Raw genomic sequence first — 19,390 nt, forward strand, 5'->3', positions numbered from 1 at the left:
TTTTTCGATTTGTTTCCTAAAAAGATCTCAATTAAAGCATACCCTCTTTAGTTTCCGGGTGCATAGGGAAACCTGAGTGATTGGTAATATGCGAGGTTGTGAGCAGGTTTTTCATAACCTTCGGGAAGCGGCCGTTTGGAATATGACTGGAAGTATAACAGGCAGGCGTCTCTCCACCAAACAGCTTCCTGTTCCTGTACGGCAAGCAACATTTTTACCTGTTCGAAGCGGTCTGCATCCACATTGGCTTTTTGCGCATTCCAGGTTTGTTGCATCAGCCTTACACTATCAACAGCTGAATAGTATTTGAAGCAAAGCTCATCCCAAAGGTTTCTTCCGGATTTCATTTTATGCGTCCACAAAACCCGGTGGAACCACAGCAGGTAATCTTCGGGGCAAGTGTTTACATTTTCGTACAGCTTTCTTACCTCGGGTGCATATTGGGCAAGTGCATTGCTTCCGGTGGCAGTACGATCAAAACCAATAGCAATGCTGTCTGCACGATGGTAATATACGGGATCCCAGTCGGCACGCGCTGCACGATTGGTCCATGGCGCAGGCCCGTAATGGTGGCCATTGCCCATGATATGGTGCAAACCAAGCGGGGTCATGTAGTTGACCATTAAATCACGCGAGGAGAGCATGAGTTTTTTCACCGGGGTAATAAAAGCAGTTTTATTGGAAAATGTAAGGCGTAGCCATTCGTCGGCAATTTGCGCTGATGACAGCCCGGTGTTCCAGGCAAGCCGGCCAAGTGCATACCAGTTTGCCTGGGCAAACGGATGTCCTGTCCAGTTGATGTCGTTACCAATATTAGCCACACCTGCCATGCCCGTAAGCGAATGTTGATCAAGTGAACCGTCGATTACTTTAGCTACTGTTGAACCCGCACCCTTGCTATAGGTATCGGCATCTAGCACTTCTTTAAAAAGTGGCGCTTCGTATACCAGGTGTGTTGCCTGACCGAGGTACTCCTGGGTTACCTGGTATTCCATCAACAGCGGGGTGCCGGGCATTGCACCAAATAGCGGGTGAAAAGGCTCACGCGGCTGAAAGTCGATCGGGCCATTTTTAACCTGCACCATCACATTTTTCCTGAACTTGCCGTCGAGTGGTTTAAACTCGTTATAAGCTTGCTTGAACCTGTCGTCAGGTGTTTCATTGCTGTATACAAAGGCCCGCCACATAACGATACCACCATGGGGTGCAAGTGCATCAGCAAACATATTTGCACCATCGGCGTGTGAACGACCGTAGTTCTGCGGACCCGGCTGACCTTCTGAATTTGCTTTTACGAGAATGCCGCCGAAATCTGGGATATACGTATAGATCTCAGCAATCTTTTGCTTCCACCATTCCTGCACCAGGGGATCGAGTGGGTCGGCAGATTTTAGGCCGCCAATTTCAACAGGGGCACTGAACCGTGCGGTGAGATAAACCTTTATGCCATAAGGCCGAAATACTTTGGCCAGGGCAGAAACTTTTTCAAGGTATGGTTTGGTCAGCACCAATGCATTTGCATTAACATTTGTAAGCACGGTGCCATTTATGCCGATAGAGGCATTGGCTCTTGCATAGTCGGTATAACGCTGATCAAGGTAACCGGGAAGACGGTGCCAGTCCCAGATGGAAAAGCCTGCATAACCCCGCTCAACGGTTCGGTCCAGGTTGTCCCAATGATTTAATAAGCGGAGTTTAATTTTAGGGGTGCTTGTAATAGCGAGGTTGCTTATTTGCTGGTTAGCCTGTAACAAGCGTAAGAAATGGTATACCCCGTACATCACGCCAATATCGGTATTGCCGGTAATCAGGGTTGTTTTTTTACCATTAAGCGAAACAGTTCTGATAATATACCCTTCATTTCCAACGGCACTAAGATCGACATTAGCCGATGCAATAAGTTTTGCCGTTGAAGGTGTGCCGGCAACAATTGAATTAGCAGCTGGTGCTTGTTGTTCGGCCAATTGCCGGGAGAGCAGTCCCTTTAAGCCGGAAACCAATTCACTTTTGGCAGCAAGGATGGTTGAGGAGCTACCAGGATAAAATACACCCGATATAGCATTGTTGTATTGCTGTTTTAATTGTACGTTTTCAATTGGATCGTATCGGAGCCATAGGCGGTAACCATTATCGGCAAAGGCCGAAAAACAATTAAAAACGAAAACAAGAACAATTATCGATAATTTCATGGCTGATGCAATGTTAGCTGCTGCAGTTGCTGATACAAGAGAAGTGCGGTAGTTCAGCATGCGCAGGTGACCGGTTGGCTAAAGTAGGTTTTTTTTCTAAAATCTCTGCAATCGGTTACATTTTTTATAATTTCTGCCGATATTGTGCAGGAATTCTTTATTCTTGTCTCTGTAAACGATACGTCGCCATTGAAAACACTGCACCTTCTGCTATTCCCGTTTTTATTCACTTCTGCGGTCACGTTTATTCAGCTAATAAGGGTTATAATTCCGGGCATAATATGCCGTATTCAGCCTTATCCATCATTCAAATAATTTTTGCATACACCAAATCAAAACCTCAATTATGTCAGTTGCACTAGGAGACAAAGAATATTTCAAAGGTATCAGCCAGGTTAAATATGAAGGTCCTGAAAGCGATAATCCTTTTGCTTTTCGGTGGTACGATGAAAACAGGGTTGTAGCGGGTAAATCGCTGAAAGATCATTTTAAATTTTCCTGCGCTTATTGGCACTCCTTTAATGCCGATGGTTCTGATCCGTTTGGCGGGCCAACTTTCGAATTCGAATGGAACAGCAAGCAGGACGCCGTCGAGCGGGCGAAAGACAAGATGGATGCTGCGTTTGAATTCATCACCAAGATGAACCTGCCTTATTATTGCTTCCATGATGTTGATGTAGTAGATTATACAAACGACATTGCAGATAATGATCGCCGGTTAGCAACAATGGTTGATTATGCCAAACAAAAACAACAACAAACAGGGGTAAAGCTGTTGTGGGCAACGGCGAACCTGTTTTCACATAAACGTTTTATGAACGGGGCCTCTACCAACCCCGATTTCCTGGTACTTGCGCATGGTGCTGCACAGGTAAAAGCAGCGCTTGACGCAACCATTGCCCTCGATGGTGAGAATTACGTTTTTTGGGGAGGGAGAGAGGGTTATATGACCCTGTTGAATACGAATATGAAGCGTGAACAGGAACACCTTGCACGTTTCCTGCATGCATCAAAAGATTATGCAAGAAAAAATGGTTTCAAAGGCACTTTCTTTATCGAGCCAAAGCCTATGGAACCAACCAAACACCAGTATGATTACGATTGTGCAACAGTAATCGGTTTCCTGCGCCAGTATGACCTGTTGAACGATTTTAAAATTAATATAGAAGTAAACCACGCCACATTAGCCGGGCATACTTTCCAACACGAATTACAGGTAGCTGCTGATGCAGGGGTACTTGGTTCACTTGATGCAAACCGCGGCGACGTTCAGAATGGATGGGATACCGACCAATTCCCCAATGACCTGAATGAGTTAACCGAAGCAATGCTCGTCTTTTTGGAGGCTGGTGGACTGCAGGGCGGGGGCGTTAATTTTGATGCCAAGATCAGGAGAAACTCAACTGATCCTGCCGATCTTTTCTTTGCCCATATAGGTGGTATGGATACATTTGCACGGGCACTGATTACTGCGGATAACATTTTACAGAAGTCGGATTACAAAAAATTCAGGCAGGAAAGGTATTCGTCCTTCGACTCAGGCAAGGGAAAACAATTTGAAGAAGGCACAGTTGGCCTCGAGGACCTTCGTGCATATGCAATCGAAAGCGGTGAACCCGAAGTTCGTAGTGGCAAGCAGGAATACCTCGAAAACATCATCAACCGCTTTATCTAAACAACGGTAGGCCACTGCAGTAATTCGGACAATTCCGCCCGCAATAAGATTTCTATTGTGGGGTGAATTAGATCGCACGCATTTTTAATTGCGATCTGCTGAAAATCGTTTTTAGGTTATCTTATGTACCTTCAGCCTGCAAAATAGTTCAACACCGCCCGGCGGTCCGGAGCATTCCGGGCAAGCCGGGTGGTTCATACTTTAAAACTTTATAACAACTGCTATGAAATTTTTTATCGACACGGCCAATCTCGCGCAGATTAAAGAGGCCCACGATTTAGGCATCCTGGATGGTGTTACAACCAATCCATCGCTGATGGCCAAAGAGGGCATTAAGGGAGAAGAAGCCATCAATCAACATTATAAAACGATATGCGAGCTTGTTGACGGCGACATATCTGCAGAAGTACTTACAACTACAGTCGATAGCATCATAGAAGAAGGGAAGAAGCTTGCTGCCATTCATCCAAACATTGTTGTAAAAGTTCCGATGATTAAAGATGGTGTAAAAGCCATCAAGTGGTTTACCGATAATGGTATCCGCACCAATTGTACGTTGATCTTCTCGGCCGGACAAGCTATACTTGCTGCAAAAGCAGGCGCCACTTATATTTCTCCATTCCTTGGCCGTATCGACGACAGTGGCTGGGATGGCATGATGTTGATCGACCAGATTGCCCGCATATTTAAAGTGCAAGGATACAAAACAGAGATACTTGCCGCTTCCATTCGCAACCCCAATCACATCATACGCGCAGCTGAAATGGGTGCTCATGTATGCACCTGCCCGCTTGAGCCAATTCTGGGCCTATTGAAACATCCCCTCACCGACATTGGCCTCGCCAAATTTTTAGAAGACGCTAAAAAAATGTAATCATACATGGAACCAAAACAGCTTGACCAAATCTCCGGCCAGGTAAGGCGCGACATCGTGCGAATGGTACACTCCTCGCAGTCGGGTCACCCCGGCGGATCACTGGGATGTGCCGACCTGATCGTTGCCCTTTACTTTCACGTAATGCGTATCAACGAAACCAAAAACGCAGAGGGCTTTCTTGAATTTTCCCGGCCGGGACAAAACGAAGATTTATTCTTTTTATCCAACGGACATATTTCACCGGTATTTTATTCCGTGCTTTCGCGGCGCGGATATTTTCCAACGGCTGAAATGTCTACATTCCGGAAAATAAACTCCCGCCTTCAGGGGCATCCCGCAACGCACGAACACCTGCCAGGGGTTCGGATTGCATCGGGTTCATTAGGGCAGGGGCTTTCTGTTGCAGCTGGTGCCGCATTTGCAAAAAGGCTTCGTAAAGAAGACCGGCTTGTTTATGTACTGATGGGGGATGGTGAACAACAGGAGGGACAGATCTGGGAAGGGGTACAGTTTGCTGCACACCACCAGCTCGATAACCTAATTGCAATCATCGACTGGAACGGGCAGCAGATTGACGGACCAACCGACAAGGTGATGCACAACCGTGACCTGCGGTTGAAATACGAAGCATTTGGTTGGGATACCGTTGAACTGAAAAACGGTAACGACATGTTGCAGGTGCTGGAGGCACTCGAGGCAGCTAAACAAAAAACGGGTAACAAAAAACCGGTGTTGATCTTAATGAAAGCCGAAATGGGCTTTGGTGTGGATTACATGATGTACACGCATAAGTGGCACGGTGCTGCACCAAATGATGAGCAACTTGATATCGCACTGAAGCAATTACCCGTAACACTTGGCGACTACTAATCCTCCTCACCAACCTACATCAACTACATGAAGAAATACACTTTTACCGAAAAGAAAGATACCCGTTCGGGATTTGGCGCAGGCATTGCTGAGTTGGGCAGAACAAATCCTAACGTTGTGGCACTTTGTGCCGACCTGGTTGCATCCTTAAAGCTCGACACCTTTATCAAAGAAAATCCCGAGCGTTTTATACAGTGCGGAATAGCTGAAGCCAATATGATTGGTGTATCAGCAGGTCTTGCACTTAGCGGCTTTATTCCCTATCCAACTACTTTCGCAAACTTTGGTTCCAGCCGTGTTTACGACCAGATCCGCCAGAGCGTGGCTTATTCAGGCACCAATGTAAAAATATGCGTATCGCATGCCGGCCTCACGCTTGGTGAAGACGGTGCAACACACCAGATACTTGAAGATATTGCAATGATGCGGGCCATGCCTGAAATGACCGTCATCAACCCTTGCGATTTCAACCAGACCAAAGCTGCTACAATAGCCATCGCCGATTACCAGGGACCAGTATACCTGCGTTTCGGCAGACCTGTGGTTCCCATCTTTACCGATCCCGATCAGAAGTTTGAAATTGGTAAGGCATGGACGGTAAACGAAGGTAAAGACGTGAGCATCTTTGCAACCGGTCACCTGGTATGGGAAGCAATCCTTGCAGGTGAGCAGCTTGAAAAAGAAGGGATCGATGCGGAGATCATCAACATTCATACGATCAAACCGCTCGATACTGAAGCCATTCTTCGTTCGGCTGAAAAAACGCGTTGCGTGGTAACTGCAGAAGAGCACCAGCTCAACGGCGGACTTGGCGATGCGGTTTGCCAGTTGCTTGCACGCAACACCCCTTTACCGGTAGAAATGATTGGGGTCGACAATAGCTTTGGTGAAAGTGGAACCCCTGCACAACTCATGGAGAAGTACGGCCTCAATGCCAAAAGCATTGTAGAGTCGGTAAAGAAAGCAATTGCGAGAAAGCAGGGTTAGTATTGCACTTTACACTTGTTGTTTGCTGGTAGCAGGATTGAAGCTATCAATAGTATTGTGATCTGCCCGTTGTAGATCACAATACTGTTACAAACAAAATATAGCATAGATGCAATGTTTGTTTATCTGCATTGCCGCCGCTAATAAAGCACTCAATATCCTATACTGAAAAATTTTTTGGACCCGGCTTGGGTAATTCTGGTGATCATCGTTGCGTCGCACTCTTGTGCTGTAGTTTCAATACGCAGCGCTTATCCAAGGACACCCAACTAATCCGAGAGCAAGCATTCAACATCATCACCCGGCATTTTGTATGGTTCTGCACGCGTTAATATTCTGTAATCCTGCATTTCCAGTTCATCATCCATTATTATAGCTTACCATGTTACTTCTTGGCATCGACGTCGGAACATCTTCCATTAAAGTTTCGGTAGTAGACGGCGCTACCCAGCAAACGATCGCCAGTGCTCAGTATCCTGAGACAGAGTCGGAGATCATTTCACTACAATCCGGTTGGGCTGAACAATCACCCGAAAAGTGGTGGAACGATGTCAGGCAAGCCATCCTGAAAGTGAATAGTCTTGGGTATTACAACAAAAATGACATCGGTGCAATCGGGATATCTTACCAGATGCATGGACTCGTATTACTTGATAAGAAGGGCGATGTTTTACGCAACAGCATTATCTGGTGCGACAGCCGGGCAGTATCCTATGGCGACCGGGCTTTTAATGAACTTGGTAGTGCGTATTGTTTAGGTTGTTTGTTGAATTCACCCGGCAATTTTACCGCGGCGAAACTGGCATGGGTAAAAGAACATGAGCCGGAGATTTATGCGCAAATTCACAAGATTATGTTACCTGGCGATTTTATCGCCCAACGTTTAACCGGCGACATCACTACAACACCTTCGGCCTTGTCAGAAGGAATTTTCTGGGACTTTAAAACCAATGCGCTTTCCACCGAGGTCTTAAGTCAGTTTGGTTTTGAAGAAAAACTTATTCCGGAAATCAATGACGTATTTAGCACCCATGGCAAGCTTTCCGGTAAGGTCGCCGATGAATTATCTTTAAAAGCCGGAATACCGGTAACCTATAAAGCCGGCGATCAGCCGAACAATGCACTTTCGTTGAATGTGCTTCAACCAGGAGAAGTTGCAGCTACCGCCGGAACTTCAGGTGTCATCTATGGAGTGAGCGACCAGCTTACTTCCGACCCACAATCGAGGGTGAACAGCTTTGCACACGTCAACCACAATGCGCAACAAACAAGGGTAGGCGTATTGCTTTGTATCAATGGTACGGGTATTCTGAACAAGTGGGTTCGAAACGTCACAGGTAACAGCTTATCCTACCCACAAATGAATGAGCAGGCCGGTGCTGTTAAACCCGGAAGCGACGGATTGGTTATGCTCCCGTTTGGTAATGGTGCAGAGCGTATCCTTAACAACCGTGTGTTAGGTGCCCAGATACTCAATGCTGATTTTAATAAACATAGTGCTGCACACCTGTTTCATGCCGCACAGGAAGGTATTGCTTTTGCGTTTCGCTATGGTCTCGACATCATGCGTCAAAGCGGAATGACCCCGACAGTCATACGTGCAGGTAGAGCAAACATGTTCCTGAGTAATGTATTTGCAAATGCTTTTGTAAATGCAACCGGTGTGCCTGTAGAACTTTATGAATGTGATGGCAGTGTTGGCGCCGCACTTGGTGCCGGCATCGGCGTGGGTTACTTCCACAATGCCGCTGAAGCATTTAGCGGTCGCGAGATCCTGCACATTATAACCCCAACCCAGGCTGAGCACTACAACGACTTATATGGAAACTGGCAGCGTGCATTAGAAGGGATCCTGGATAATTCGGATCGATAGCAATATCGTTTGGTTGGCCCGTCGGTTGATGAGTTGTTTTTGTAAATGCTTCGCTGCGCTCGCAATGACGGTGCAGTGCTAATCAAAATACCTCGATGCCAAAACAAGGGATTGCTTCGCTGCGCTCGCAATGACGACCGGCCAAAACATGGGATTGCTTCGCTGCGCTCGCAACAACGGTGCAGTGCCAGGCACATGCTTTCGATGCTAAAACAAGGGATTGCTTCGCTGCGCTCGCAATGACGACCGGCCAAAATATGGGCTTGCTTTGCTGCGCTCGCAACGGCGGTGCAGTGCCAGGCACATGCTTTCGATGCTAAAACAGGGGATTGCTTCGCTGCGCTCGCAATGACGGTGCAATGCCAGGCACATGCTTTCGATGCTAAAACAAGGGATTGCTTCGCTGCCGTCGCAATGACGCTGCTTGGGGGAAGTTCCATTCATCATTCATCGTTCATACTTCATCGTTGCTATACGATTGCTTCGCTGCGCTCGCAATGAGGGTTAGTGCGGGAAATTCCATTCATCATTCATCGTTCATACTTCATCGTTGCTATAGGATTGCTTCGCTGCGCTCGCAATGACGACCGGCTATAATATGGGCTTGCTTCGCTGCGCTCGCAATGATGGTCCATGCGGGAAATTCATTCATCATTCATCGTTCATACCTCATCATTACCAAAACGGTGAACAGCATGAACATTCGGCTGGTAGTTACCTGTTCTCTAATGAGAAAGCCGCCCAACGAAGTGAATCGCGGGCGGCTTTACGGGCAAAAGATGATTAAGCAATCAGGTATACTAAACTACATATGAGGAGTATACTCGTATGCTTAATTAAACATTATTCGAATTCTTTTATCCTTTTTGGAAAGTTGTTATGGGCTGAATGGTTCCGTCGGGATTATACTTAAGCTCGGTTACTTTCACATTACGCAGGTGGGTTTTGCCGGACAGTTGGGTGTCGTGGTAAAAAATGTACGACTTGCCATTCATTTCAATAATCGAATGGTGATTGGTCCAGCCTTGTACCGGGTTCAAAATCACGCCCTGGTAAGTAAATGGTCCAAGTGGATTATCGCCGATTGCATATGCGATGAAATGAGTATCGCCGGTTGAGTAAGAAAAGTAATACTTCCCATTGTACTTGTGCATATAAGAAGCTTCGAAAAAGCGTTTCTCATGATTGCCCGCCATAAACGGTTTGCCATCTTTATCTACGATCTGTACGTCTTTTACAGCTCCCTCAAAGCCAAGCATATCCTTTCGCAGCTTCGCCACTTTTGGGGATAGAGCAACTTTATCATCTGCGGGTTCCTGTCCGTAAGTGGAGTCGAACTTGCCACTCTGCCATTTTTGTAACTGGCCACCCCAGATACCACCAAAGTACATATAACTATTACCATCTGAGTCGGTAAACACCGCAGGGTCGATGCTAAAACTGCCGGCAATCGGCTGCGCTTCGGGCTTAAACGGTCCGGTAGGTGAATTGCTTGTTGCCACACCTATCTTGAACTCATCCTTTTTGTCTTTGACGGGGAAGTAAAGGTAGTACTTGCCATTTTTGTAAGCGGCATCAGGAGCCCATAGCTGCCTGCCTGCCCATGGAATATCTTTGATATCCATCGCAACTCCATGGTCCGTTACCTTCCCATTTATGCTGTCCATCGATAATACATGGTAATCGGTCATTGCAAAGTGAGAGCCATCGTCTTTTTCAGGAACACCGGCATCAATATCGTGCGATGGATAGATATAGATCCGGCCGTTAAACACGTGTGCCGAAGGATCGGCCGTATACATTTGCGTAACCAATGGTTGCGACAGGTATTGGGTGCTGTCCGACCCGGAACCTTTTGTTGAGTCTGAACTTCCATCAGCAGTTGACTGGCTTTGATTGCATGCAGCAACGGCTATTGCAACGGCAATCGGCACAAATCGTTTGAAATTTTGTAATGGCATAATTTGTCGTTCTTTTAGGCGATTATTTTTTGTTTGAAGATTTATTAAGCAGCGATCCGGATGCAGCTTTTCGTTGGGAGGAAGCCCTGATAACAAGTTCCGACCTCAGCACAATCGCATCAGTTACCGTCATGGATGTTTTACCTTTCAGGTGATCGATCAGGTTTTGTGCTGCGGCTTCCCCGATGTCGTATCCCGGGTAGTTTACCGTTGTAAGGTGAGGTTCAACAACCGAGGCTACAGGATCATTATTAAACCCCACAAAGGCGATTTGTTCGGGGATCCTGATACCGGCTTCTTTCATTGCAAGCATACAGCCTACAGCACAGTCATCGTTGGCAACAAACACCGCATCCGGTAAGGGATTCATTTGCATGATCACTTTTGCAGCCTCTGCACCACCTTGCTTACTGAGATCGTTAATGATGAGGTATTCCTCTTTGAATGGGATATCATTATCTGCAAGCGCCTGTTTGTAACCCATAAAACGGTCCAGGTAAACATTGCGTCTTAATAAGGCAGTAACATGTACGATCCTTTTGCAACCCTGTTCGATCAGGTGTTGGGTTGCCTCATATCCTCGCCTCTGATTATCAATAATCACGTTTGTTGACTCTCTTTGTTGTGGGATACGATCATAAAAGATAATCGGAACATTATTCTTGAAAAAAACATCGAAGTGATTGATATTGGTAGTATCGTAAGCCAGCGAAACCAGCAGCCCGTCTACCCGGCTGTTAAACATGGTTTTTGCATTGGCAATTTCTTTTTCTACCGACTCTCCCGATTGGCTGATGATAAGGTTATAGCCGGACTGATTGGCCACTTTTTCGATTCCCGAGATAACACTCGACATGAAATGGCTGTTAATGCGCGGGATAATAACCCCGATTGTATTTGTTTTCTTGCTTCGCAGGTTTCGCGCAAAGTGATTCGTTCGATAACCCATTTCCTCAGCCAGTTCAGCAATCTTCAGCCTGGTTTTTTTACTGACCACCGGATCATCTTTAAGCGCCCTGCTTACTGTAGCACTGGAGATCCGAAGTTTGTCGGCGAGGTCATATATGGTAATCTCTTTCCCTTTTGTCATATGGCAGACTCCATTATTTAGCTAATGTATGAATTTTTAAAAAAAGTTATTGCAATCGGTTGCATTTTACGAAAATTAGTTACTTTTAATTTGCTAATTAACCTATCAGCCTTGCTATATGATTAACATCTATCCTCCTTTCCGGGGTGCATGTCCCCGATTTCATCGATCCGCTTTCGTGCTGCCTTACCGGTTACTTACCGGCTAAATGGTTTTATGCACTGATGACTAATTACTAATCTCTATAAGCTTCTATGTCTTCCGGATCTACCGGGGCTTGGCTTATTATCTCGCACAACCCAATACATCAATACTAAATCATCAATTATGAAACGTTTGGCTAAGAGTAGCCTGCAAAAGCTCACGATGGCTATTTGCTGGATTTTATTTGCCGTCTTGCCGGCAATGGCACAGGTCAGGATTACCGGTAAGGTAACGAGTGACCAGGGGGAACCCCTGGCCGGTGCAACAATCACTGTTGTTGGTTCGCAAGCCGGAACTTCGGCCGGAACCGATGGAACTTTTTCATTGAGCGTTCCAGCAAATGCTTCCATCAGGATAACTGCAATAGGTTATACTGATCAGGAGGTAAACGTTGGCAATCGTACAACCGTTGACGTACAGCTGCGGGCTTCATCCGGAGCCAACCTCGAGCAGGTCGTGGTGGTTGGTTATGGTACCCAGCGTAAAGAAGCTGTTACGGGTTCTGTAGCTTCCATTAGTGGTGCTGCCATGCGGGATGTTCCATCACCAAACATTGCGCAGGCATTGCAGGGTCGTTTGCCGGGTGTTGAAATGGCGCAAACCTCAACCCGGCCAGGGGCGTCCATGCAGATCCGGATCCGGGGAACGCGCTCATTAAGTGCTAGTAACGATCCTTTAATAGTGCTTGACGGTATTCCTTTTCCTGGTTCTATTTCCGATATCGATCCTAACGATGTCAGGAGTGTTGACATTTTGAAGGATGCTTCCGCTACTGCTATTTATGGCTCCCGTGGAGCGAATGGGGTTATACTAATTACCACGAACAAAGGACAAAAAGGACAAAAGCCGAGAATCTCCTACAATACTTATACGGGTGCATTAAAGATTTTTGCAAAATATCCAATGATGAATGGACCTGAGTTCGCCGCACTTCGGGCTGCGCGGGGTCAATTCGTGAACGGGCCAGATGAGTCAAATGACGTAGATGTTGATTGGCAGGATATGTTTTACAAAACGGGTATTGTTACCGATCATAACGTTAGTGTTTCCGGCGGAACTGAAACCGGCAACTACAATTTCGGGTTGGGTTATTACCAGAACCAGGGTGTCGTGCCTTCGCAGCAATACAAGCGTTATTCATTGAGGGGCTCACTGGATCAGCAGGTGGGAAAGAATTTTCGCTTTGGCTTTACTACTTACGACAATTTCAACCAAAGTGAGGGTAACCAGGTTGGATTATACAGCACGTTGGCAGCAACGCCTATCTCAAATCCATACAATACCGATGGTACCTTAAAAAGGGTGATCAGAATGGCCCAGGACGAACAATTTGTATTAACCAACAAGATAATAGACAGTTTAACCGACAATGGTCTTTGGCTAAATGAAAACCGTGGTTTTGCCTCTTACAACTCTATCTACGCGGAGGTTAAGTTGCCTTTTGTGAATGGATTGAAATATCGGGTAAATCTCGGGCTCGATTTCCTGCAGTCAACGAATGGTTCGTTTTCGGGGCAGGGAGTTGGAAATATAGACCGTAATGCGATCTCCTCTGCTTCTGTAGACAACCGACTTACATATCATTACACCCTGGAGAACGTTCTGACTTATGATCGCACTTTTGGTGGAAAACACACCATTAATGCAGTGGCTTTGTACTCAACTGAGCAAAATCAATCTACCAGGTCAAACATCTCCGGGCAAGATATTCCTGCCGCTTCTTTCCAATTTTATAACTTAGGTCAGGCGGGTCAGAACATAACAGTAAATCCTAATAACCAGAGTTACGAATTGTGGGGGCTCATGTCCTATATGGGACGTGTAATGTACTCTTACGGCAACCGCTATATGATCTCCGCTACCTTACGTTCCGATGGTTCCTCAAGGCTGGCACCTGGCCATAAATGGCACACTTATCCGGCCGTATCCGTTGGCTGGAACCTTTCTAATGAAACGTTCATGCAGGGAGTCAACGCCATAAATAATCTAAAGTTGCGTGCGGGCTACGGACAAACGTCTAACCAGGCTATTTCTCCCTATGCTACCCTTGGGCGCTTAGATACCAGGCCATACAACTTCGGCCCTACAAACTATGCTACCGGTTACTTTGTTTCTCAGTTGCCAAATGAAAATCTAGGCTGGGAGTTTTCTAAAACCTTAAACTTCGGGGTTGATTTCAGCATGCTGAAGAACCGCTTATCGGGAACCGTTGAGTACTATATCACCAAAACAGAGGACATCCTGCTAGGCCTTGGCTTGCCCCCGACTTCAGGTGTTAGCGGCTATACTGCCAATATTGGAGCCACACAAAACAAAGGATTGGAGCTTAGCCTGAATGGTACAATCATCAACACGAAATCACTGACCTGGGAAGCCGGATTGAATTTCTATACAAACCAAAACAGGTTAACCTCTCTGGCCTCAGGTGAAACCAGAAATGAGGGGAACTCGTGGTTTGTAGGGCATAATATCAATTCCATTTACGACTATCAGAAAGTAGGTCTCTGGACCAGCGCACAGGATAGTGCTGACAACTTTCAGAACATTTTGGACCCGGGTGGAAGGGTTGGTATGATCAAGGTGCTCTACACAGGCGGATATGATGGTAATGGCCGGCCACTGAGACAAATATCAGGTGCTGACCGCCAGATTATGGACGTCGATCCGGACTGGCAGGGCGGTTTCAATACCCGTGTAGCTTATAAGGGTTTTGACCTGGGACTCGTAGCGATTTACAGGAAAGGTGGCATTCTCATAAGTACCATTCATGGACCCAATGGTTACCTCAATTTGCTAACCGGACGGAGAAATAACATCAAGGTTGATTACTGGACGCCAACCAATCCAGATGCAAAGTATCCCAATCCTGCAGGTCCGATCAGCGGCGATAATCCAAAATATGCCAGCACACTTAGCTACTTCGATGGATCTTACCTGAAAGTGCGTACAATCACACTCGGCTACAACTTCAACCATAGCCTGCTGAAGAGCACTGGTCCCAAGTTGCGGATGTATTTTACTGCTCAAAATCCTTTTGTCATGTTCTCGCCGTTTAACAGGGAATCCGGTCTGGATCCTGAAACGAATTCAGCTGGAAATGAAAATACGGCTTCAAGCGGCCAGGCAATTCCGAACCGCGTTCTTACCGTTGGCTTCAACACGCCGTCGACCCGCAACTATATCTTAGGCCTTAATCTGACATTTTAAAAAGATTACAATGAAAAATATAAGCATAAAATTCCTTCTTGGATCAGCGCTCCTGATACTGGTTTTTTCGGGCTGTAAAAAAATCCTTGAGGAGGAGCCGCGTAGTTTTTATGAACCCAGCTTCTTCAAAACAGAAAGAGGTGTCCAGGGCGGTATCACCTCCATGTATGGTCATCTCCGGATCATCTATGGCCAGCCTTATTACTACAACACGTTAGAAACCGGCACAGATGAATATACCTATGCGCAAAGCGCCGATGCAAATTTCAGGGATATGGATCTTAGCGGCGTTGGAAGTATAACCCCGCAAAGCAGCCGGTCCGATAACCTTTGGGGCGCAGCATTTTCTAACATCAACACCGCTAGTGGTGTTATCGAAAATGGCCTCGCAGTACCGGGTATCTCTGCTTCCCTGATAGCAGAAGCGAGGTTTTTCCGCGCCTTCGATTACTTTTTGCTGGTGCAAACTTTTGGGGGTGTGCCTTTAGATCTTGGTGCAGGTGAACTAAAGTTTAACACAGCTCCGTCAAGAAAGTCAGTTCGTAACACCGTTCCTGAGGTATATACAAAAGCGATATTTCCTGATTTAATTCAAGCTATAGCCGACTTGCCAGTGACTCCACGGGTAACGGGCGGAGTTACAAAAACGGTTGCACGTCTTTATCTTGCGAAAGCTTATTTGACCTATGCATGGTGGCTGCAAAATCCCAACAACATTCCAACCTATCCTGCAACCCCGAGAACAGATCCTGCCGGGCAAAGTGCACAATCTTACTTTCAAAAAGCTTATGACATCGCTGTAGAAGGTATAAACAATCCCGGTCCTTATGGTTTGGAAAACACGTTTTACGACGTACACGTAGGCGGTAACGATCGCAACAAAGAAATGCTGTTGTATGCCGACCATACCCAGGAGAGTGAACTGTATAACGGAGCCCCGATTGTTACCGGCTTCGATGGTGAAATCGGGAACCCTCCTGGCAGGAATTCTGCAATTTGGATGGTAACCTGGAACTATACGGTAATCACAAGCGCTTCAAATCCGGGCGGTACCGGCACAGCTATAAGTTCTGTTCAACGGGAAGCGGCCCAGGCGCTAGGTCGACCATACACCCGTATGGCTCCACCCATCGGTGTTTTTACAAACACGTTTGCAGAAAAAACACTGGACTCGCGTTACGATGGTACGTTTACAACGGTTTACAGGGGCAATTGGCCTAAGGGAGGAACACCTAACCCTGTTCTTTATAATGCTAATGATCTTCCGGTAGCCCCGGGTGACGCAATATTGACTTTCCTTGATAGTGACGCGGAGGCTGCCGGTATTGTTTATCCTACCGGGCAGCGATTTGCGGGGAAAGTTTCTAATAATATTGGGGCAGGTCAGTTACCTGGCCGGGCTGATTTTGTAATACCTCCAAGTGGTATAAGCAGAATTGTATATCCTGGTCTTTGGAAGATGGGCGTTTACCGTACAGATAATGGAACCGGTTTAGGTTCTCCTAATGCAACAAGTACTCGCCCATTCAAAATTGCAAAGTTCTCTGAACTTTATTTTATTGCTGCTGAGGCTGCTGTAAAGGGAGCTACGACCGTTAGCGGCAAAAATGCCCGTGAATTGATCAATGTTATTCGCGCAAGAGCAGGCAAATGGAGGTTTTCCAACAAGTCCAACGCAGCTTTCGTGTCAGACAATAGCGCTGCATTGACTGCTGCCACACCTGGAACGATAGACATCGATTATATACTTGCAGAACGTTCCCGTGAATACTTTGGTGAAGGTCTTCGTTGGTCTGACCTGGTGCGTACCCAGAAGTGGAACGATGTTGCATCAACGTACGCTATCGGTGGTGCAAATTATGGAAATCATACCCCGCAAACATTCAATCGCACCATTGAGCCGAGACACTACCTTCGACCTATCCCGCAAAGCCAACTGGACGGAATGGAAGCTACGGCTGAGGAAAAGGCTGCTTACCAAAACCCGGGTTATCAATAAAAACAAACAGATTCAGGTAATAAGAAGGGTGATGTTATATTCACCCTTCTTTGTTACCGTGATCCCGGTTCAAAAGACCCGTTTCTCCAGGATCAGTTTTCACGCAATCTAAAGGCTGAGCAAGTTCGATTGAAAGCCCTAAATTCAATATTTGCCACTTCTAAAACCACAAATACTAACAGCATGAAAAAAGTTTTACTTACAATGGTACTGCTGGGTTGCTCGTTTGCTGCGCTATTTGCGCAAAATTTTGTAATGGTTGAAGCAGAGAGCGGAACAGCCGGTTCAGAGTTTACTACCGTGACGCAATCAGGGATTACGTTTATCAGGGCAACAACCGACGTGGTTGCTTCGGGAAACCCTGGGACACCCAACCGGGTGGTAACGTATACGGTTACTTTCCCCATGGCTGGGACATACCAGCTTTATGCGCGTATCCGGGTTGGATCCGGTGGTGCAAATGATGACAGCTACTTTTATGCAAATGGATTTGGTACAAAGCAGTTAGCGGCAACCGGCACTGCTGCAGACAACGATTGGATATTGGCCAACAACCTGAACAATGTTGGCGATACCACATCCAATATCATTGTAACCGGTAGCGGATCCGTGGCGGCCAACAATGTCTGGAAGTGGGTAAACATGTCGCTGTTTAATGGCGGCGAATCACCAATCAGTTTTAACGTGCCTGCCGGAAACCTTACACAAACGTTCCAGATAGGCGGGCGCGAAAACGGGCTTGACTTGGAAAAATTTGTATTTGGCCTGAGCAGCTTTTATTTTACGGTAAAGAACCTTGACAATGGCGAGCCAGGAACTACGACTCCACCGCCGCCGCCTTATACCCCGTCCGGACCACCGATTGCTACGGGAAAAGCAAAGTGGCTCGGCTCTGCTTACTCGAATCCACAAAAAGTGAATTTTGGCAAATACTGGAACCAGGTAACACCCGAAAATGGTGGCAAATGGGGCACCGTAGAGGCAGTGCGTAATGTTATGAACTGGTCGGAGATGGACTCTGCTTATAAACTTGCAAAAGACAGCGGCTACCCATTCAAGATGCATACGCTTATCTGGGGGAGCCAGCAACCTGCATGGATCGAGAGTCTTCCGCCCGACTCACAATTGATTGAAATCAAAGAATGGTATGCCGCAGTGGCCCAACGGTATCCTGCGATCGATTTTGTGGAAGTGGTCAATGAACCTTTACACCAGCCACCAAATCGTACCGGCAACGGAGGAGGAAACTACATTAATGCACTTGGTGGTAGCGGTGCCTCCGGATGGGACTGGATAATAACCTCGTTCAGACTAGCGCGACAATATTTCCCTGCCTCAACCAAACTTTGGCTCAACGATTACAGCATTATCAATAGCAACAGTGCCACTGCCACATATGTTAACATCATCAACCTGCTAAAAGCAGAAAACCTGATTGATGGAGTAGGGGAGCAGGGACATGCTTTTACCACAGCCGGAACCTCGTTGACAACACTACGCAACAACGTAAATGCATTAGCGGCAACCGGGCTCCCCGTTTACATTACAGAACTTGATATCGACGGTCCGCCCGCTGAAACACCACAAGGTGACACCGTTCAGCTTCGGGAATACCAGCGTGTTTTTCCACTGTTCTGGGAGCACCCGGCAATCAAAGGAATAACCATGTGGGGACATCGTCCCGGTCATTGGCGGACCGCCCAGGGCGCACCGCTTGTTTATGCAAACGGTGCGGAAAAGCCGGCAATGATCTGGCTTAAACAATATGTACAAAGCACTGTCTTGCCGGTTAAGCTCAAACTGTTTGAGGTGATAAAATCCGGCTCAGGTGCTGAAATTACCTGGTCCACCACCAATGAAATCAACAATGATCGCTATGAGATAGAACGTTCAACAGATGGTGCTAACTACACCATACTTGCCATAGTAAAGGCAAGTGTGCATGGGCAACTCAGTTACAAGTACAGTACTGTCGACCCATCGCCACATAAAGGTGTAAACTATTACCGCCTGGTACAAGTTGATAAGGACGGTAAAAAAACTTACTACGGAGTACGCCAGGTTAATTTTGGTACTAAACCCGGCCTGTTTGTTCAAGTGTATCCAAATCCCGCCAGTGCGAACTTTGTTGTCCGCACAACACCTGATGCACTTAACCAGGGGAGCATAACCATACTTGATGTGTTCGGCCGCAGTTTGAGAACGCAAAAGTTGCCGTCTAACGGCGTTGAAACCGTTTCAACGCTCGGACTAGTGAGCGGAACTTATTTCGTTCGCATAGATGCGAACGGAAGCCGGCAGGTGGCTAAGCTGGAGGTCAGGAAATAATTTCAACCGTCTAAAAAGCCGTCTCAACTTTTGAAGTCGAGGCGGCTTTTTACATTAACGTTTTTTGGGGAACCAAGTCAAATATTAAAAGACTTGAACTTCGACAAATCCATCCGTTTACCCGCTACAA

Annotated in this window: 11 protein-coding genes; 8 read left to right on the top strand and 3 right to left on the bottom strand. The window is 46.6% G+C overall.

The annotated features are described in order from the left end of the window. Positions 1–47 precede the first annotated feature (47 nt). On the bottom strand, positions 48–2,189 hold the full coding sequence (locus EXU57_RS07060; protein WP_133267484.1) for an alpha-glucuronidase family glycosyl hydrolase: 2,142 nt from the start codon (positions 2,187–2,189) through the stop codon (positions 48–50). A gap of 346 nt (positions 2,190–2,535) precedes the next feature. Here EXU57_RS07060 and xylA point away from each other — a divergent pair, with 346 nt between their 5' ends. From xylA to EXU57_RS07085, 5 genes are all read left to right on the top strand, one after another. Next, positions 2,536–3,864 carry a xylose isomerase gene (gene xylA / locus EXU57_RS07065; protein ID WP_133267485.1) on the top strand — a complete coding sequence of 443 codons (1,329 nt, stop codon included), beginning with the start codon at positions 2,536–2,538 and terminating at the stop codon, positions 3,862–3,864. Between the two features lie 223 nt (positions 3,865–4,087). Next, positions 4,088–4,738, top strand: a complete 651-nt coding sequence (fsa, locus tag EXU57_RS07070) for a fructose-6-phosphate aldolase (RefSeq protein ID WP_133267486.1) — start codon at positions 4,088–4,090, stop codon at positions 4,736–4,738. Between the two features lie 6 nt (positions 4,739–4,744). After that, complete coding sequence (locus EXU57_RS07075; RefSeq protein ID WP_133267487.1) at positions 4,745–5,611, top strand: transketolase; 867 nt, start codon at positions 4,745–4,747, stop codon at positions 5,609–5,611. A 27-nt stretch (positions 5,612–5,638) separates the two neighbouring features. Beyond that, a complete protein-coding gene (locus EXU57_RS07080; protein ID WP_133267488.1) occupies positions 5,639–6,598 on the top strand; it encodes a transketolase family protein in 960 nt (319 codons plus the stop codon). A gap of 382 nt (positions 6,599–6,980) precedes the next feature. Further along, positions 6,981–8,471: a xylulokinase gene (locus EXU57_RS07085; RefSeq protein ID WP_133267489.1), complete on the top strand. Its 1,491-nt coding sequence runs from the start codon at positions 6,981–6,983 to the stop codon at positions 8,469–8,471. An 857-nt stretch (positions 8,472–9,328) separates the two neighbouring features. On the opposite strand, the gene EXU57_RS07090 is transcribed toward EXU57_RS07085, so the two are convergent. Then, entirely contained in the window at positions 9,329–10,432 is a 1,104-nt protein-coding gene (locus tag EXU57_RS07090; protein ID WP_133267490.1) for a glycoside hydrolase family 43 protein, read from the bottom strand. A gap of 22 nt (positions 10,433–10,454) precedes the next feature. After that, positions 10,455–11,522 (bottom strand): LacI family DNA-binding transcriptional regulator, encoded by a 1,068-nt coding sequence (locus EXU57_RS07095; protein ID WP_133267491.1) that lies wholly within the window; start codon positions 11,520–11,522, stop codon positions 10,455–10,457. Between the two features lie 327 nt (positions 11,523–11,849). Between EXU57_RS07095 and EXU57_RS07100 the strand changes: the two genes are divergently transcribed. The 3 genes from EXU57_RS07100 (at position 11,850) to EXU57_RS07110 (ending at position 19,260) form a co-directional block, all read left to right on the top strand. Further along, complete coding sequence (locus tag EXU57_RS07100; RefSeq protein WP_133267492.1) at positions 11,850–14,933, top strand: SusC/RagA family TonB-linked outer membrane protein; 3,084 nt, start codon at positions 11,850–11,852, stop codon at positions 14,931–14,933. A 10-nt stretch (positions 14,934–14,943) separates the two neighbouring features. Next, positions 14,944–16,932 carry a RagB/SusD family nutrient uptake outer membrane protein gene (locus EXU57_RS07105; protein ID WP_133267493.1) on the top strand — a complete coding sequence of 663 codons (1,989 nt, stop codon included), beginning with the start codon at positions 14,944–14,946 and terminating at the stop codon, positions 16,930–16,932. A gap of 183 nt (positions 16,933–17,115) precedes the next feature. Further along, a complete protein-coding gene (locus EXU57_RS07110) occupies positions 17,116–19,260 on the top strand; it encodes an endo-1,4-beta-xylanase (RefSeq protein WP_133267494.1) in 2,145 nt (714 codons plus the stop codon). The last annotated feature ends 130 nt before the right edge of the window (positions 19,261–19,390 follow it).

The sequence above is a fragment of the Segetibacter sp. 3557_3 genome (assembly GCF_004354985.1).
Lineage (GTDB): Bacteria > Bacteroidota > Bacteroidia > Chitinophagales > Chitinophagaceae > Segetibacter.

What these genes read in the sequence shown, in the direction of transcription:
- EXU57_RS07075 (WP_133267487.1), top strand. Translation starts at nt 4,745, where the DNA reads ATGGAACCAAAACAGCTTGACCAAATCTCCGGCCAGGTAAGGCGCGAC.
- EXU57_RS07100 (WP_133267492.1), top strand. Translation starts at nt 11,850, where the DNA reads ATGAAACGTTTGGCTAAGAGTAGCCTGCAAAAGCTCACGATGGCTATT.
- EXU57_RS07085 (WP_133267489.1), top strand. Translation starts at nt 6,981, where the DNA reads ATGTTACTTCTTGGCATCGACGTCGGAACATCTTCCATTAAAGTTTCG.
- EXU57_RS07080 (WP_133267488.1), top strand. Translation starts at nt 5,639, where the DNA reads ATGAAGAAATACACTTTTACCGAAAAGAAAGATACCCGTTCGGGATTT.
- EXU57_RS07095 (WP_133267491.1), bottom strand. Translation starts at nt 11,522, where the DNA reads ATGACAAAAGGGAAAGAGATTACCATATATGACCTCGCCGACAAACTT.
- EXU57_RS07110 (WP_133267494.1), top strand. Translation starts at nt 17,116, where the DNA reads ATGAAAAAAGTTTTACTTACAATGGTACTGCTGGGTTGCTCGTTTGCT.
- fsa (WP_133267486.1), top strand. Translation starts at nt 4,088, where the DNA reads ATGAAATTTTTTATCGACACGGCCAATCTCGCGCAGATTAAAGAGGCC.
- xylA (WP_133267485.1), top strand. Translation starts at nt 2,536, where the DNA reads ATGTCAGTTGCACTAGGAGACAAAGAATATTTCAAAGGTATCAGCCAG.
- EXU57_RS07060 (WP_133267484.1), bottom strand. Translation starts at nt 2,189, where the DNA reads ATGAAATTATCGATAATTGTTCTTGTTTTCGTTTTTAATTGTTTTTCG.
- EXU57_RS07090 (WP_133267490.1), bottom strand. Translation starts at nt 10,432, where the DNA reads ATGCCATTACAAAATTTCAAACGATTTGTGCCGATTGCCGTTGCAATA.
- EXU57_RS07105 (WP_133267493.1), top strand. Translation starts at nt 14,944, where the DNA reads ATGAAAAATATAAGCATAAAATTCCTTCTTGGATCAGCGCTCCTGATA.